Consider the following 17,011-nt stretch of genomic DNA (forward strand, 5'->3'; position numbering starts at 1 on the left):
GCGCGCGAAGACCTCAGCGCAACGCGGCGGTCCGCATGACGAAGGACGTCGTCTCGAGCTTGGCGGTGGCGGTGCCCGAGAAACTGTCGCAGGACAGGCCCTGCATCGGATCGTCGGCAAAACCCATGGCGATCACAGACTGCGGCTTGACGAAGTAGGCGCGCATTGCGGCCGTGTCGAGCTCGCCCATCAGCGTGACCGACATCGCGCGGCTGGCGCTCGGCGACAGCATCACGATCTTGAGCCAGATGCTTTCGCCCTTGGCTGCGGAGAGCCGGGTCGCGGTTGCGACCAAGCCATCGACGCGCTTGCCGACCACCGTGTTGATCTCGGTCGCGGGCGCAAGGTTGCGCGACGCGGCGGTGGGACGGGCGGAGCGCGGGATCGGCGCGGAGGCGGCGACGACATTGGCGCGGTCGACCGGGGAGGCGGACGCCGGCGCGTAGGCCAAGGCCTGATAGGCGGCGCTGGACACGCTCGCGGTCGGCTGCGGATCGGTGGCGGCCGCAAGCGCCTGCCGTGCCTTCAGCGCAGCCACTTGAGCTGGCGTCGCCTGCTGCGGCGTAGCCGGCGCGTCCCAGAAGCCGCGGGCATTGATGATGTCGGCGGGCGTCTCGGGCTTGGCGTCAGCAGATTTGCCGGCGGCCGGCTTGTCAGCCACGGGCGCCGGCTTCGACTTGGGCAGCGCGACGACCTGCGCATCGGCCGAGGCGAGCTGGATCGTCGCGGCGACTGACGGCTTGGCGCGTGGCGTCGGCACCGGCTCGGCCGGCTTGGTCGCGGCGGCGACCACGGTCGGCGCTACAGGTTTCGCGGCCGGAGCGGGCGCGCCCTCGTCATCCTCGTCGTTGCTCGCGGCGGCCGGAGCCGGCTTGCCCTTGAACAGGGCGGCAAAGAAATTCGACTTGCTGCCGGAATCCTCGCCGCTGCCGCGGCGCTCGATCTCGGCCTTGGCGAGCTCATAGCCCTTCAACGGCGTGCCGTCGGTCGGGACATGGACGGTGCGTCCGTCCGGGAAGACCCGGGCAAGCTGGTCATGCGTCATGCGCGGCCAATGCCGGATGCTGCCGGTGTCCAGATGCACGAACGGCGAGCCGGAGGTCGGGTAGAAGCCGACGCCGCCGCGCTGGAGGCGCAGGCCGGCGAAGCGGATCTGCTCCAGCGGCACGTTCGGGATGTAGAAGTCCATCGCATGCCCCAGCATGTGCTGGCTGAAGCGCGCCACGCCGGAGGAGCGGCGGCGGAGCATGGAGTTGGTGGCGGGCGAGCGGTAGGCGGAGATGATCTGGATCGGCTGCTTGCCGTCGACGTCGCGATAGACTTCCCAGAGGATGTCGAAGAGGTGACGGTCCATGACCGTCTCGTCCTGGCTGCGCCAGTCGCGCAGGAAGTGGTTGAGCTGCTTCAGCGCGGCCTCGTCATAGCGCCCGTCGCGCTTGAAGGTGACGGTGAGGTCTTCGCCGGAATGGGTGTGGTGGAACGAGAGCGTCTTGGTCTCGTTGAGCGCGGCGGCGTCATGAACTGAACCCGCGGCAGCAAGCAGCAATACGGCAGCGAGGCCGATCCGTGATCCGGCCTTCACTCCCGCATGGGACAACGACAGCACAGCAAATTGGCGTGCGATACCAGTCAGCACGTTAGAGCCCACCCAGTCGACGAGCGTTCAAAATGGACTCTCCCGCTAACCCCGTTAGCGCGCGAAAGAGGATGAACGCTTTGTTAAAGCGAGAAGGTTAATTCGAGGTTGACCTTCCCGCCCCCAAACCAAGTCAGATCGCGAACCTAACCGGGTGAGTGTGGCAAAAAAACGCCCGCTGCCCGGGGGCAGGTGGAGAATGGTTAACGTTAAGCGACCCCATCCAGAGGATGAGGTCGCTGATTTTACTGCGGAATTCAGGAAATCAGACCCCGGGGCGGGCCTGGCTCAGCGGGTGAACACCCGCTGCTGCTGCGGCCGGCGACCGACCGGGGCCGGCGGCGGGGTCGGCGCGCCGAACAGCCGCTCGAAGAAGTTCGGGCCGGACGAGCCGCCATTGGCCGCCAGGACGCCGTTCGGCAGCGTCGTTGCCGGGCGTGAATAGCTCGGCTGGGAGTGCGCCACGACGTTCTCGAGATCCTTGCCGCGACCGTTCTTCAGGATGTTGATCATGGTCGCGTCGCGGCCATAGACGTCCTTGCGGAATTGCAGCTTGCCGCCATCGTCCACGAATGCGGTCTGATAGGTGATGTTGACCGGGATCGGGGTCGGGAATTTCAGGTCGATCTCACTCTTGCCGTACATGCTGCGCACGCGCTCCGGCGTGTACTTCTCGTTCGGCATCGCGATGTTGAGCAGGACCGACGCGTACTGATCCGGGTTCTGCACGCGCATGCAGCCGTGGCTGAACGCGCGTTCGTCCCGGGCGAACAGGTTCTTGTCCGGCGTGTCGTGCTGATAGACCAGGAACTTGTTCGGGAAATTGAAGCGGATGCGGCCGAGCGCGTTGGCCTCACCGGGCGGCTGCGAAATGTGCACGGAGCCGTCGCGGTTCTGCTCGAGCTTGAGGCCCATGCGCTGGAGCACGGTCGGGTCCTGCTGGAGCGCCGGCAGATATTCGTTGTAGACGATCGACGGCGGCACGTTCCACGTGGGATTGACCGTGATGTACTTCATCGTCTCGGTGAGCAGCGGGGTCGCGTGCGTGCCGGGCTTGCCGGTGACGACGCGGGTGGTCCAGACCTGCTGGCCGCGCTGCATCACCTTCAGCGTGTAGTCGGGAATGTTGAGGATGACGTAGGCATCGCCGAGCGAGGGCACGCCCAGGTCGCGCGGCAGCCAGCGCCAGCGCTCCATGTTCACCAGCACCACGTCGATCTGCTTGTCGCGCTTCGGGGTGTTGATCGCCTTGACCGTCTTGTCGTCGAGGATGCCGGTCGCCTTGAGTTCGGCGCTGTTCTGGAACTTGCGCACGGCTTCTGCGACCGCCGCGTCATAGCGGGTATCGTTGGCGTTCTCCGCGATGCCAAGCTTGGCGCGCAGCTGCGGCACGCGCGGATCCTCAACGACGATTTCAGCCTGCTTCTTGCCGGCCGGGGTGTATTTCAGCGTTGGACCATCGGCGATCTCGATCACCGGGCCGTTGCCCTGGCCGCGGAGCTCCGCGAGCTTCGCCTTCAGCTCCTTGTAGAGCTTCTGCGGCGGATTGTAGCTGTCGAGCGCCGCGGAGGCGTCCGCCGCCGTCGTGACCTTGGCGAGCACCTCGTTCGGATCAACCGGATGCTCGGGATAGAGGATGTCGCCGCTGACCTGCGACCAGTGCATGCGGCCGCTCTGAGCTTGGCGCGCATAGTCGAACATGCTGGCAGTGAGCTTGAGCTCGGCATCGGCGAGCGTATCGGGTGTCGTGGCTGCTGCGAAGTCCGGCAGCGGGTAATCGGCGGGATTGAGACCGTCGGACGCCGCGTCCTTCAGCCGTGCGATCACGCCCTTGGCCGCAGCGGTCAGGCTGCCGGCCTGGGTCCAGACCGGCGCGAAGTCGCGTGCACCGTAAAACTTCTCGATCGCCGCGCGCTCGTTCTTGCGGTCGAAATAGCGCGAAGTCTTGGCGCCGATGATGTCCTTGAGCTTGTCGGCGACCGGCTGGTCGGCCGCGGGAACGTTGCTCGCGGCCTTCACCGGCTCCGAGGACGGAGCCGCAGCGGTGGCGGGCGCGGCCGGCGTTGTCGCCGTGTCGGCCTTGGCAGGTTCGATCTTGGCAGGTTCCGTCTTCGCCGTCTCGCTCTTCGGCGCCTCGGTCGCCGGCGTGGTGGCGACGTCGGAAGGCTTGGTCTCGACCTTGTCGGGCGCGGGCGCGGCTTCGGCCTTCACGGGCTCCTTGACCGGCTCCTTGGCCGAGTCCTGAACCGTGGCGGTGGTGTCGAGCTTGATGTCGGATGCGGTCGGGGGCGGGACGTTTGCGGGTTCGGGGCGCGGGATCGCGGCTTCGATCGCGAGCTCGGCAGCGCTGCTGCGTGCCTGATCCTGCGCCAGGGCCGAGCTGGCCGATACCGTGAGGAAGGTCGCCGCGACCGTCATCAAGACACGGTCAAAGCCTGCACGGTGGTTCAAACAGTCACGCATTGTGTCGCACCCCTCGGGTGAACTGTCCCCCGTGGAACAGCTTCGTTATCGCCTATTGAGCTTCGGCTAAACCGCGCCGGCCTCTCGAAAGTTGCACGCCTGCACGCAACGAATCCTACGCAGACGATATACAGGCCCCGATTTCGCAGCCAGCGCTACCCGGGACAACTCACGACAAACTGACTTCAAGCAAGCCTCTTGGCAACGGATTGTGCGCTTCTGCCACGCGCTTTTCCCTGTGTCTGTCACTTCCAAGTCACGGTTCAAATCGCAGTCGAATTCCGTCGTCGTACGAACGGCTTACAGTCGTATCGCTCCGCCCGGACGAACCTCCGTTCGCGTCAGGCTCAGTGCGTCTCCTCACCGCTTTTGCCGCCATGGCCGGGAACCCCGGCCTCATCGAGTTTGCGGTAGAGGGTGGACCGGCCGATTTTGAGGCGGCGGGCGACCTCGGACATCTGTCCGCGGTAATGCGAGATCGCGAAACGGATGATCTCGTTCTCGATGTCCTCCAGCGGCCGGACGTCGCCGGTCGCGGTCAGCATGGAGAGAGCACCCGCTTGCGGCAGCGGTGCGATCGGTATGTCATTACCCGACACGACGGAGGGGGCCGCGATTGGCTCCAGCATTAGCGGCGCGGTCGGAATGTCTGTTCCCGGATGCGGCTGCGAGGCGATCAGGGGGAAGTCGTCGAGGCCAAGCTGGTCGCCATCGCTCATCACCACGGCCCGGTAGACCGCGTTTTCGAGCTGGCGGATGTTGCCGGGCCAATCGAGCTGGGCGAGATGCGCAACGGCCTCGCCGCTGATGCCGGTGATGGGGCGGTTCTCCTCGGCGGCAAAGCGGGCCAGGAAATGCCTGAGCAGATGCGGAATGTCCTCGCGCCGGGCGCGCAGCGATGGGATCGTGAGCGGCAGCACATGCAGGCGATAGAACAAGTCTTCCCGGAAGTGGCCCTGCTTGACCCGCTCAAGCAGCCTGCGGTTGGTCGCCGAGATGATGCGGACGTCGACCTTCACGGGTCTGCGGCCGCCGACCGCTTCGACCGCACCTTCCTGGAGCGCGCGAAGCAGCTTGACCTGCGCGCTCAGCGGCAGCTCGCTGACCTCGTCCAGGAACAGCGTGCCGCCATGGGCTTCGACGAACTTGCCGGTGTGGCGTTCGGTGGCGCCGGTGAAGGCACCCTTCTCGTGACCGAACAGGATGGACTCGACGAGGTTGTCGGGGATCGCGCCGCAATTGACCGCGACGAACGGCTTTGCCTTGCGCTCGCCGCTGCCATGGATGGCGCGCGCGAACATCTCCTTGCCGACCCCGGACTCGCCCTCGATCAGCACCGGGATCGATGAGTTTGTTGCTTTCTGCGCCGCGCGCATCACGCCCGTCATCGCCTCGGCGCGGGTGATGATGTCGGAGAAGGTCAGCCGGCCCTCGCGGCTGTGACGGATGCGCTGCAATTCACCCTTGAGCGCGGACGAATTGAGCGCGTTGCGAAGAGAGACCTGGAGCCGCTCGAGGCCGACCGGCTTGACCACGAAATCGGCCGCGCCCGCGCGCATCGCCGAGATCACATTGTCGATGCCGCCATGGGCCGTCTGCACGATGACCGGGATGCTGAGACCCGCTTCGCGGATTTTCGCCAGCACGCCCATGCCGTCGAGGCCGGGCATCACGAGATCGAGGATGACGCCGTCGATGGCCGCGTCAGGGGCGGTGAGGGCGGCAATCGCCGCGTCGCCGGAGTCCACCACGATCGTCTCATAGCCGCATTTCTGCACCATGTTTTCGACCAGCCGGCGGGCTACAGCGTCGTCGTCGGCGATCAAAATACTGGCAGCCATGGTGTTCCCCGCACGCTACTACTATCTGTCTCGAATCGGGGCACTCTGGCCGAAGCCGATTAACGCACTGTTAAATCCTGATGCCCCCGCCCGCCGTCGCGATTGTTGAACACAGGTTTCCCACACAATGAATTCGCGCTCCAAGCCTGCAGTTAAGAAGTCCGCCATCAGCAAGCCCGCTCTCCGCAAGCCGAACACCAAGACATCCGCAGCCAAGGCAAAACCCTCCAAGCGTGCACCCGCCAAGCCTTCGCTTGCCAAGCCTTCACCCGCAAAGCCTGCGAGCAAGACCGGCAAGCTTCCGGAGTGGAACCTCGCCGACCTCTATTCCGGGATCGATGCGCCGGAAGTGGCGCGCGATCTCGCAAAGATGGATGCCGATTGCGTCGCGTTCGAGACGGACTACAAGGGCAAGCTCGCAACAGGAACAGCAAAGGAAGATGGCGGAAAATGGCTCGCTGAAGCCGTGCGACGCTATGAGGCGATCGACGACCTCGCCGGCCGTCTCGGCTCCTATGCCGGTCTCGTCCATGCCGGCGACAGCGTGGACCCCAAGATTTCAAAGTTTTACGGCGACGTTTCCGAGCGCCTGACGGCGGCATCGACGCATCTGCTGTTCTTCGCGCTCGAGCTCAATCGCGTCGATGACGATATTTTGAACCGCGCGATGCAGGCCACCGAGCTCGCGCACTACCGTCCCTGGATCGAGGATCTGCGCAAGGAGAAGCCGTACCAGCTCGACGACAAGCTCGAGCAGCTCTTCCTGGAGAAGGCGCAGACCGGATATTCCGCCTTCAACCGGCTGTTCGACCAGACCATCTCGGGCTTGCGCTTCAAGGTCGGGCCCAAGGAGCTCGCGATCGAGCCGACGCTCAATCTGTTGCAGGACCGCGAAGGCGCCAAGCGCAAGGCTGCGGCAGAGGCGCTCGCAAAGACCTTCAAGGCCAATGAGCGCACCTTTGCGCTGATCACGAATACCCTGGCCAAGGACAAGGACATCTCCGACAGCTGGCGCGGCTTCAAGGACGTCGCGGATTCCCGGCATCTGAACAACCGCGTCGAGCGCGAGGTGGTGGATGCGCTGGTCGCCTCGGTCCGCGCGGCCTATCCAAAATTGTCGCATCGCTACTACGCGCTGAAGGCACGCTGGTTCGGCAGGAAGCGCCTGGCCTATTGGGACCGCAACGCGCCGCTGCCTTTTGCGGCCACCGACGTGATCGGCTGGGGCGACGCGCGAAACATGGTGCTCACCGCCTATCGCGGCTTCTCGCCAAGGATGGCTGACATCGCCGAGCGCTTCTTCACCGACCGCTGGATCGATGCGCCGGTGCGCCCGGGCAAGGCGCCGGGTGCCTTCTCGCATCCGACCACGCCGTCCGCGCACCCCTACGTGCTGATGAACTACCAGGGCAAGCCGCGCGACGTGATGACGCTCGCCCATGAGCTCGGCCACGGCGTGCATCAGGTGCTTGCGGCCAGGAACGGCGCGTTGATGGCGCCGACGCCGCTGACGCTGGCGGAGACCGCGAGCGTGTTCGGCGAGATGCTGACCTTCCGGCGGCTGCTGGCGCAGACCAGGAGCGCAAAGCAGCGCCAGGCGCTGCTCGCCGGCAAGGTCGAGGACATGATCAACACCGTGGTGCGGCAGATCGCGTTCTATTCCTTCGAGCGCGCGGTCCACACCGAACGCAAGAACGGCGAGCTCACCGCGACGCGGCTCGGCGAGATCTGGCTCTCTGTTCAGGGCGAGAGCCTCGGGCCGGCAATCGAGATCAAAGCGGGCTACGAGAACTACTGGATGTACATCCCGCACTTCATCCATTCGCCGTTCTACGTCTACGCTTATGCGTTCGGCGATTGTCTCGTGAACTCGCTCTACGCCGTCTACGAGAACGCGGCCGAAGGCTTTGCCGAGCGTTATCTCGACATGCTCGCCGCCGGTGGCACCAAGCATTATTCCGAACTGCTGCGCCCGTTCGGGCTCGATGCAAAGGATCCAAAGTTCTGGGACGGCGGCCTGAGCGTCATCGCCGGCATGATCGACGAGCTGGAAGCGATGGGCTGAAGGCGGCGCTGTCGATCCTACGTCGGAGCGGTGTGGATGGGACCTCGCGAAGGGTCCGTCAACGGAAGCGGGTCTCCGACGGAACTGTAGCGGCTCATTCGGCCATCTCGCAGCCGCAGCATGCAGGCTGGTGGCCTCGAATGCTTCGGGAGGAAGTTGAACGTTCGCCTGCGTCCGTAGACTAATCTTCTGCGTACTAGTTCCTTCGTATGCAATTTTTAATTGATTGTGCGAGGCGCTGGGGAGGCGGACGTGGCCAGCGAAAGCGATCATCGGCAGACGGAAGTCTTTGAGCCGAACTTGACGGCGGCAAACGATGAAACGGGGTGGTCCACCCAGTTCAGCCGGATCATCGAGACCGAATTCGCGGCCATCAACAGCCGGCGCGCGGCGTTGGAAGCCGACCGCATCAAGGGGCTCGACGCAGGCCCTCGCGAGGGTTCTTCGCCCGATTCCGGGAAACCTTTCCTTCCCGTCATCCCGGCAAAGCGCGACGTCAACGACGTCGTCGGGCTCGCGCTGTCCGGCGGCGGCATCCGTTCGTCCGCCATATGTCTTGGCGTATTGCAGGCCCTCAATCATTACGAACTGATCAAGCGCATCGACTATCTGTCGACGGTCTCTGGCGGCGGCTATATCGGCAGCTCGCTCAGCGCGACGATGACCGCGGCGAACAGGTTCGTCTTTGGCGAGCAGCCGCTCCCCGGCTCGACTGACCGTGCAAGCGAAATCAGCGACACGCAGGCCGTGGGCCATATCAGGAACTATTCCAACTATCTGATTCCGGCCGGTGCGCGCGACCTGCTGACCGGCATTGCCATCGTCGTCCGCGGGCTTGTCGCTAATGTTGGCTTCGTGCTGCCGGTGGTTCTTCTGCTCGTCGCGCTGACAATCATCTCGAATCCGGCAAGGTCGTGCCTCTATGCGCCCAATCTGTTCGGCGTCAACGTTCTTGACGGACAGGTCTTTTCCTTCATCGGCAATTATCCGGTCATAAAGACGTTCGGATTCTCTCTGGCCGGTGCCTTTCTCGCAGTTGTCTTTCTGTTCGTCGGTGTGATTCATCGCATGATTTGGCCGGTCAATCGCCGCGAGTTCTTTACTTATCTCGTCGGCATCTCGCTCGTCATGGGCCTGATCTGCAACGCCGCGCACTACTTTCCGATCGCGCATTTTGCGCTCACGCTTTCCGCGACGCTGTTGGGCCTCTTGCTGTTCCTGCTGTGGGCGCTGCGGCGCTCGTTCCTGCCGGACGATCGTCTCCAGGAGTTCCGTGGCCATCTGCCGACCATGGGTGCGACTTATCTGGTGCTGGTCGGTGCGATCGCCTTCTTCGAATTCCAGCCCTTCATGATTGCGCAGATGTTTGGAGTGGCCGAGGGGAGCGGGACCGATCAGGCGGCGGGACTGGTTGCCGGTGTTGTGGTTGGGTGGGTCAAGTCACTTGCAGCGGTCACCACGCCGATTGCAGCTCTCGTGACGGTGTTCCGGCAGCAACTGGGCGGTCTTTTGAAGGGCGCGGGTGCGTCGGATCTCACCTCCCGCATCCTTGCCTATGTCGCCAAGGCGGCAGTCTGGATCGCAGGGTTGGCGCTGCCGCTGCTGATCTGGATCGGCTATCTCTATCTTTGCTTCTGGGGCATCGCGAACGACAAGGCGGTTGGCGCCAATAGCCGGCAGTGCGATGTCAGCGGATGGAGCGCGGATCCCATGACCGCGCCGGTCGAAGCCGCGCCTGCCAGCCTGTCCGGCAAGGTTCAGTTCAACTCGCAAGCCAAGACATTGTCAGCCGAGATTGCCGGCAAGGACGGCGCAATCGTTGCGGCTCCGGCGAAGGTCGACGTGGCCTCGCACATCCCGCATTGGCTGCTGGCCGCAGCGAAGCCGTTCGGCGATCCCAATCCCGACCATTGGTCGATGACGCTGCTCGGCTATTACAGGATTTCCAACAACATCAACCTGCCGATGGGGGTATTGTATTTTACCGTCGCGCTCGTCTTATTGATCGTATCGCTCATCATGCGGCCGAATGCCAATTCGTTGCACAGGCTGTATCGAGACCGGCTGAGCAAGGCCTTTCTTTTCCGCCCCGATATGTCCAAGCGGCGTATGGCCAAGGACGTCCCGAGCCTCGATCAGGGGCGCGATTTCCCCGAACTCGACCTCAAGCTGAGCGATTTGTGCCCGAGAGAGACCGCACAGGACGGGACAAGGACCTATCAGCTGGCGGCGCCCTACCATCTGATCAATGCCGCGCTCAACATCCAGGGCTCGGATTATGCCAACCGGCGCGGCCGTAATGCGGATTTCTTTCTGTTCTCGCCGGTATGGTCCGGCAGCGAGGCGACCGGCTATTGCGACACCGCCAAGCTCGAGCAGAAAGAAAGCGGACTCGATCTTGCGACCGCGATGGCCATTTCAGGAGCCGCCGCCTCGTCCAATATGGGATCGAACTCGATCAGGCCGCTGACGCCGACGCTCGCGCTCTTGAATGTACGGCTCGGCTATTGGCTGAAGAATCCACAATATGTCGATGATCGGGAGCGGCCGCAGCATCGCTCGACGCTCTATCTATGGTCGGAAATCTCGGGCCGGCTCTACGAGAATGCGGACGCGGTCTACCTGACCGACGGGGGGCATATCGAGAATCTCGGTGTCTACGAATTGTTGCGCCGGCGCTGCAAGGTGATCATCGCGGTCGATGCGGAAGCCGATGCGCCGATGAATTTCGGCTCCCTGATGACATTACAGCGTTACGCCCGCATCGATCTCGGCGTCCGGATCAACCTGCCATGGCAACCTATTCGCGATCGCACGCGCGCGCTGATGGCGCGCAATGCCGACCGGAAGACCGAGTTGACGGCGCAGGACAAGGCGGACGACGCTTCGCAGGATCACGTCCACGTCGCCATCGGCGTCATCGATTACGGCGCCGAGCAGAACGGCTATCTCATCTACATCAAATCCTCGCTCACCGGCGACGAGAACGACTACATCTGCGACTTTGCCCGACGCAACGACACCTTCCCGCATGAAGCGACGGGCGATCAGTTCTTCTCGGAGGAACAGTTCGAGGTCTACCGCGCGCTCGGTTTCCACATGACCCATGGTTTCCTCAATGGCGAGCTTCCGGTGTCCGTCGGCTCGGGAACAGGACGACGGACCGCGAACTTCGCCAAGGGAGGAGATCCGGTGGTCGATGCGGTCCGCGAGGCGCTCGGCCTTCCGGCGTTGCCGCGACAGGCCGCGACCGCCACGGGCACCATGATCGATCAAGGCTGAGCGGCTCTCGCGCCGAGCTTTCCCGCCAATTGGAATTCCAAATGACCCGATTTGCCGGGAAACCGCGCCTCCGCGCCGTTGCCCTACCCGGAAGTTTGCGGTATCCCAGCCGTGAAATTCGACTTTCGACTGGGGACAATTCATGGCTGACCATAGCGAAGTGGCGTACAGCACCGCCGACGGCAACGACTACGTTGCCCACGAGCAGACCTACGAGGGCTTCATCAAGCTGGTGAAGTACGGCACGGTCTCGGTCGCGCTTATCGTGATCCTGATGGCGATCTTCCTGACCTGATCCACCGCCTGCAGCACCGCCAGCGTCGTCGGTGCCCATAAAATTTGCAATCAAGCCGGATTGAAAACCGGTATCCAACGTTGCGGGAGTAACGCTAAGTTCGCGTGCGCGCTTCTTCCCGCGTCGCCGGAGGGCCTATGAAGATCGCCGTTGCCAAGGAAATCGATCCGTCGGAGCCGCGGGTCGCCGCTTCGCCGGATACGGTGAAGAAGTTCAAGGCGTTAGGCGCCGAGATCGCCATCGAGCCGGGCGCCGGCCTCAAGTCGGGTCTGCCGGACTCCGAATTCACCGCCGTGGGTGCCACCGTCAGCGCCGACGCGCTGAAGGACGCCGACATCATCATCAAGGTGAAGCGCCCCGAAGCCTCCGAGTTGGCGCAGTACAAGCGCGGCGCGCTCGTCATCGCCATCATGGACCCCTACGGCAACGAGGCCGCGCTGAAGACGATCGCCGATGCCGGCGTCTCCGCCTTCGCGATGGAATTGATGCCGCGCATCACGCGCGCGCAGGTGATGGACGTGCTGTCCTCGCAGGCCAACCTTGCCGGCTACCGCGCCGTGATCGAGGGCGCGGAAGCCTTCGGACGCGCCTTCCCGATGATGATGACCGCGGCCGGCACGGTGCCCGCCGCCAAAGTGTTCGTGATGGGCGTCGGCGTCGCCGGCCTCCAGGCGATCGCGACCGCGCGCCGTCTCGGCGCCGTCGTCACCGCGACCGACGTCCGGCCCGCCACCAAGGAGCAGGTCGAATCGCTCGGCGCGAAATTCCTCGCCGTCGAGGACGAGGAATTCAAGAACGCGCAGACCGCCGGCGGCTACGCCAAGGAAATGTCCAAGGAGTACCAGGCCAAGCAGTCCGCGCTCACCGCCGAGCACATCAAGAAGCAGGACATCGTGATTACCACCGCGCTGATTCCGGGCCGGCCTGCGCCGAGGCTCGTCACGGCCGACATGGTCAAGTCGATGAAGCCGGGGTCGGTGCTGGTCGATCTCGCCGTTGAGCGCGGCGGCAATGTCGAAGGCGTCAAGGCGGGCGAGGTCGCCGAGGTCGGTGGCATCAAGATCGTCGGCTACACCAACGTCGCCGGCCGCGTCGCGGCGTCGGCCTCCAGCCTCTACGCGCGCAATTTGTTCAACTTCATCGAAACGATGGTCGACAAGACCAGCAAGGCGCTGGCCGTGAACTGGGACGACGAGCTCGTCAAGGCGACCGCGCTCACCAGGGACGGCGCCGTCATCCACCCGAATTTCCAGCCGAAAGCGTAAGGAGAGCCGTCATGGAGCATATTGCACAGGTCGTCGATCCCTTCGTCTTCCGGCTGTCGATCTTCGTTCTTGCCGTCTTCGTCGGCTATTTCGTGGTGTGGTCGGTGACCCCGGCGTTGCATACACCGCTGATGAGCGTGACCAATGCGATCTCCTCGGTGATCGTGGTCGGCGCGCTGCTCGCGGTCGGCGTCGGCATGATTTCGAGCGGCTCAGGCTGGGCGCGCGGCTTCGGCTTCATCGCGCTCATTTTTGCCTGCGTGAATATCTTCGGCGGCTTCCTTGTCACCCAGCGCATGCTGGCGATGTACAAGAAGAAGGTGAAGTGAGCGGCGTGCACCTCGGGGTGACAAAGACAAAGGGGACCTGAGATGAACGCCAATCTGGCTGCAGTTCTGTATCTCGTGGCGGGTGTGCTGTTCATCCTGTCACTGCGCGGGCTGTCCAGCCCCGCCTCATCGCGGCAGGGCAATTTCTTCGGCATGATCGGCATGGCGATTGCGGTCGCCACCACGCTGGCCAGCCATCCGCCGGCGGACGGCCTCGCCTGGATCCTCGTGATCCTTGGCATCGCGATCGGCGGCAGCGTCGGCGCGGTGATCGCGCGCCGCGTGCCGATGACCTCGATGCCGGAACTGGTCGCCGCGTTCCATTCGTTGGTCGGCATGGCCGCGGTGCTGGTCGCCGCCGGTGCGTTCTACGCGCCGGAGGCCTTCGACATCGGCAGCCCCGGCAACATCCATCCGCAGAGCCTCGTCGAGATGTCGCTCGGCGTCGCCATCGGCGCGCTGACCTTCACCGGCTCGGTGATCGCGTTCCTGAAGCTGTCCGCGCGGATGAGCGGTGCGCCGATCATCCTGCCGTTCCGCCACATCATCAACATCGCGCTCGCGGTCGCCCTCGTCGTCTTCATCGTCGGGCTGGTGATGTCGGGCAGCGCGCTCGACTTCTGGCTGATCGTCATCATCGCGCTGGCGCTCGGCGTGCTCATGATCATCCCGATCGGCGGCGCCGACATGCCGGTCGTGATTTCGATGCTGAACTCGTACTCGGGCTGGGCCGCGGCCGGCATCGGCTTCACTCTCGGCAATTCCGCGCTGATCATCACCGGCGCGCTGGTGGGATCAAGCGGCGCGATCCTGTCCTACATCATGTGCCACGCGATGAACCGCTCCTTTATCTCGGTCATCCTCGGCGGCTTCGGCGGCGAGACCGCGGCGGCCGGCGGTGGCGGCGGCGAGCAGAAGCCGGCCAAGCTCGGCTCGGCCGACGATGCGGCCTTCATCATGAAGAATGCGCAGAAAGTCATCATCGTGCCCGGCTACGGCATGGCGGTGGCGCAGGCCCAGCATGCGCTGCGCGAAATGGGCGACATCCTGAAGAAGGAAGGCGTCGAGGTGAAATACGCCATTCACCCGGTCGCGGGCCGCATGCCCGGCCACATGAACGTGCTGCTGGCCGAAGCCAACGTGCCCTATGACGAGGTGTTCGAGCTCGAGGACATCAACTCTGAATTCGCGCAGGCCGACATTGCTTTCGTGATTGGCGCCAACGACGTCACCAATCCGGCCGCCGAAGAGGACAAGACCTCGCCGATCTACGGCATGCCGGTGCTCCAGGTCTGGAAGGCCGGCACCGTGATGTTCATCAAGCGCTCGCTCGCTTCGGGCTATGCCGGCATCGACAATCCGCTGTTCTATCGCGACAACACCATGATGCTGCTCGGCGACGCCAAGAAGGTCACCGAGAACATCGTCAAGGCGATGTAGCGCGCAGGCAAACGGGCCATTGCCAAAGCGACGCGCGAGCAGCGCGTCGCATGGCAGACCGCTCATTGGGCGGCATGCGGCCGGTGCGCCTCCGGCGATGTCATGAAATTGCTGCGGAGCCGGTGCAAGCCCTGAACCGGGGCCAAGCCGCGTCATCATGACCATCGTCAAGTGGATCGCCATCCTGCTCGTGACCGTCTATTGCGCCGGTCTCCTCGTGCTGTATGTCAGGCAGCGCGAGATGCTGTTTCCGATCCCGCCCGCCGGTCGCACCGCGCCGGACGCCGCAGGCCTCCCTGAGGCCGAAGAGCATGTCCTGACCACCACCGATGGCGAGAAGGTTATCGTCTGGCACGTGCCGGCGAAGCCCGGTCGTCCCGTGATCCTGTATTTTCCGGGCAATGGCGATTATCTCGCCGGTCGCATCAGCCGTTTCAAGGCCATGACGGCGGACGGCACAGGCCTCGTCGCGCTGTCCTATCGCGGCTATGCCGGCTCGAGCGGCGCGCCGAGCGAGGCGGGCCTGCTGCGCGATGCCGCGGCAGCCTACGCCTTCACCACCGCGCGCTACGCGGCGGAACGAATCGCCGCCTGGGGCTTTTCGCTCGGGACCGGCGTCGCTGTCGCGATCGCCTCGGAGCATCGTGTTGGAAAACTCATCCTGGAAGCGCCCTATACATCGACGGCCGACATTGCAGCTTCATCGTTCTGGTACGTTCCGGTGCGCCTGCTGATGCGCGATCCATTTCATTCCGACGAGCGTATCCCGCGCGTCACTGTGCCGCTATTGGTGATGCATGGCACCGATGACCTTGCCATTTCGATCGTGTTCGGAGAGCGTCTGTTCGCGCTTGCGCACGAACCGAAGCAGTTCGTTCGCTTTCCAGGCGGTGGACACGATAATCTCGATGCATTCGGTGCGATTGAAACGGCGAGGCGCTTCATTGCTTTCTAGACGGCTTTTCGTTCGGCGCGCGAGCGGGTTCATTGCCGCGATCCTCGTGATTTTGTTGCCACAGCACGCATGGGCTGCGACCGGGCTCGACGGTGCGGCGATGGGCTGGCCCTATGCGCTGCCGTTTGCCGGCCTCCTGCTGTCGATCGCGCTCGGCCCGCTGCTGTTTGCACGATTCTGGCACCATCATTACGGCAAGATCGCCGCAGCCTGGTCGCTGCTGGCACTCGCCTCGCTGGTCATCCTTGCCGGGAGCATGGCGACGCTGGCGGCGCTCGTTCACGCCATGCTCGCCGAATATCTCGGCTTCATCGTGCTGCTGTTCTCGCTCTATGTCGTGGCGGGGGGCATTCTCGTGACGGGCGACATCAGGGCGACGCCGGCGGCCAACGCCGGCATCCTCGCGCTCGGTACGGTGATGGCGAGCGTCGTCGGCACCACGGGGGCGGCCATGATCCTGATCCGCCCTCTGATCCGCGCCAACCGGCCGCGGCGCTACAACGCTCATGTCGTCATCTTCTTCATCATCCTGGTCGCCAATGTCGGCGGCGCGCTGAGCCCGCTCGGCGATCCCCCGCTGTTCGTCGGCTTCCTGCATGGCGTCGACTTCTTCTGGACCACGCGGACCATCTGGCTGCAGACGGCGATCGTTGCCGGACTGCTGCTCGCGATCTTCGTCGTCATCGACGTCTGGCGCTTCCGTCGCGAACCCTTGCTTGGCGCTGCCGGCGCCGCGAAGCCGGTCCGCATCCGCGGCCTCGTCAACCTGGTGCTGATCGCAGCCATCGTCGCGAGCCTGCTGGCCTCGGCGATGTGGAAGCCCGGCATCGCCTTCGACATTCTCGGAACCAGGCTGGAGCTGGAAGATATCGCCCGCAACGCGGCGCTGCTGGCCATAGCGGGCCTGTCGGTGTGGTTGACGCCGGACGAGCACAGGCAGGCCAACGGCTTCACCTGGGAGCCGATCCGCGAAGTCGCAAAGCTGTTCGCCGGCATTTTTATCGCGATCATCCCGGTCATCGCCATGCTCAATGCCGGCCATCACGGCGCGTTCGCCTGGCTGCTGTCGGCCGTGACGACGCCGGACGGCACGCCGCGCGAGGTTGCCTATTTCTGGTTTACCGGTCTGATGTCGGCGTTCCTCGACAATGCGCCGACCTACCTGTTGTTCTTCGAGTTGGCCGGTGGCGACCCGCAGGTGATGATGCACGAGCTCTCGGGTACGCTCGCCTCCATCTCCATGGGCGCCGTCTACATGGGCGCGCTCACCTATATCGGTAACGCGCCGAATTTCATGGTGAGCAGCATCGCTCGCGAGAACGGCATCGAGATGCCGAGCTTCTTCGGTTATTTCGTGCGCGCCAGCGCGGTGCTGATCCCGCTATTCGTGCTGCTGACGCTGCTGCCGTTCGCTCCGATCCTGCGCTGGCATTGAATCTG

The 17,011-nt window shown here is 64.1% G+C and carries 11 protein-coding genes; 8 read left to right on the forward strand and 3 right to left on the reverse strand.

The window, feature by feature from the left end; genetic code table 11:
• Window positions 1-13 precede the first annotated feature (13 nt).
• The 3 genes from AC0L3U_RS27915 to AC0L3U_RS27925 form a co-directional block, all read right to left on the reverse strand.
• Window positions 14-1,636, reverse strand: a complete 1,623-nt coding sequence (locus AC0L3U_RS27915; protein WP_473363975.1) for a peptidoglycan L,D-endopeptidase MepK — start codon at window positions 1,634-1,636, stop codon at window positions 14-16.
• A 288-nt stretch (window positions 1,637-1,924) separates the two neighbouring features.
• Window positions 1,925-4,099, reverse strand: a complete 2,175-nt coding sequence (locus tag AC0L3U_RS27920; RefSeq protein ID WP_473363976.1) for a L,D-transpeptidase family protein — start codon at window positions 4,097-4,099, stop codon at window positions 1,925-1,927.
• A 347-nt stretch (window positions 4,100-4,446) separates the two neighbouring features.
• Window positions 4,447-5,940 carry a sigma-54-dependent transcriptional regulator gene (locus AC0L3U_RS27925; protein WP_473363977.1) on the reverse strand — a complete coding sequence of 498 codons (1,494 nt, stop codon included), beginning with the start codon at window positions 5,938-5,940 and terminating at the stop codon, window positions 4,447-4,449.
• A gap of 127 nt (window positions 5,941-6,067) precedes the next feature.
• Here AC0L3U_RS27925 and AC0L3U_RS27930 point away from each other — a divergent pair, with 127 nt between their 5' ends.
• The 8 genes from AC0L3U_RS27930 (at window position 6,068) to AC0L3U_RS27965 (ending at window position 17,006) form a co-directional block, all read left to right on the forward strand.
• Window positions 6,068-8,005, forward strand: coding sequence for a M3 family oligoendopeptidase (locus AC0L3U_RS27930; RefSeq protein WP_473363978.1), 1,938 nt, complete (start codon window positions 6,068-6,070; stop codon window positions 8,003-8,005).
• 252 nt (window positions 8,006-8,257) lie between these two features.
• Entirely contained in the window at window positions 8,258-11,287 is a 3,030-nt protein-coding gene (locus tag AC0L3U_RS27935; RefSeq protein ID WP_473363979.1) for a patatin-like phospholipase family protein, read from the forward strand.
• A 142-nt stretch (window positions 11,288-11,429) separates the two neighbouring features.
• A complete protein-coding gene (locus AC0L3U_RS27940) occupies window positions 11,430-11,582 on the forward strand; it encodes an aa3-type cytochrome c oxidase subunit IV (RefSeq protein ID WP_007596280.1) in 153 nt (50 codons plus the stop codon).
• A gap of 137 nt (window positions 11,583-11,719) precedes the next feature.
• Window positions 11,720-12,847, forward strand: a complete 1,128-nt coding sequence (locus AC0L3U_RS27945) for a Re/Si-specific NAD(P)(+) transhydrogenase subunit alpha (RefSeq protein ID WP_473363980.1) — start codon at window positions 11,720-11,722, stop codon at window positions 12,845-12,847.
• An 11-nt stretch (window positions 12,848-12,858) separates the two neighbouring features.
• A complete protein-coding gene (locus tag AC0L3U_RS27950; RefSeq protein ID WP_007596278.1) occupies window positions 12,859-13,176 on the forward strand; it encodes a proton-translocating transhydrogenase family protein in 318 nt (105 codons plus the stop codon).
• Between the two features lie 42 nt (window positions 13,177-13,218).
• Entirely contained in the window at window positions 13,219-14,616 is a 1,398-nt protein-coding gene (locus tag AC0L3U_RS27955; protein WP_473363981.1) for an NAD(P)(+) transhydrogenase (Re/Si-specific) subunit beta, read from the forward strand.
• 157 nt (window positions 14,617-14,773) lie between these two features.
• Entirely contained in the window at window positions 14,774-15,571 is a 798-nt protein-coding gene (locus AC0L3U_RS27960) for an alpha/beta hydrolase (RefSeq protein WP_473363982.1), read from the forward strand.
• Entirely contained in the window at window positions 15,525-17,006 is a 1,482-nt protein-coding gene (locus AC0L3U_RS27965) for a sodium:proton antiporter (protein WP_473363983.1), read from the forward strand. The genes AC0L3U_RS27960 and AC0L3U_RS27965 overlap by 47 nt, the downstream gene beginning before the upstream one ends.
• Window positions 17,007-17,011 lie beyond the last annotated feature (5 nt).

Source organism: Bradyrhizobium sp. Kon69 (assembly GCF_055807515.1).

Coding starts and splice junctions, on each gene's coding strand:
- AC0L3U_RS27960 (WP_473363982.1), top strand. CDS start 14,774: ATGACCATCGTCAAGTGGATCGCCATCCTGCTCGTGACCGTCTATTGC.
- AC0L3U_RS27955 (WP_473363981.1), top strand. CDS start 13,219: ATGAACGCCAATCTGGCTGCAGTTCTGTATCTCGTGGCGGGTGTGCTG.
- AC0L3U_RS27940 (WP_007596280.1), top strand. CDS start 11,430: ATGGCTGACCATAGCGAAGTGGCGTACAGCACCGCCGACGGCAACGAC.
- AC0L3U_RS27950 (WP_007596278.1), top strand. CDS start 12,859: ATGGAGCATATTGCACAGGTCGTCGATCCCTTCGTCTTCCGGCTGTCG.
- AC0L3U_RS27965 (WP_473363983.1), top strand. CDS start 15,525: ATGCATTCGGTGCGATTGAAACGGCGAGGCGCTTCATTGCTTTCTAGA.
- AC0L3U_RS27925 (WP_473363977.1), bottom strand. CDS start 5,940: ATGGCTGCCAGTATTTTGATCGCCGACGACGACGCTGTAGCCCGCCGG.
- AC0L3U_RS27945 (WP_473363980.1), top strand. CDS start 11,720: ATGAAGATCGCCGTTGCCAAGGAAATCGATCCGTCGGAGCCGCGGGTC.
- AC0L3U_RS27930 (WP_473363978.1), top strand. CDS start 6,068: ATGAATTCGCGCTCCAAGCCTGCAGTTAAGAAGTCCGCCATCAGCAAG.
- AC0L3U_RS27920 (WP_473363976.1), bottom strand. CDS start 4,099: ATGCGTGACTGTTTGAACCACCGTGCAGGCTTTGACCGTGTCTTGATG.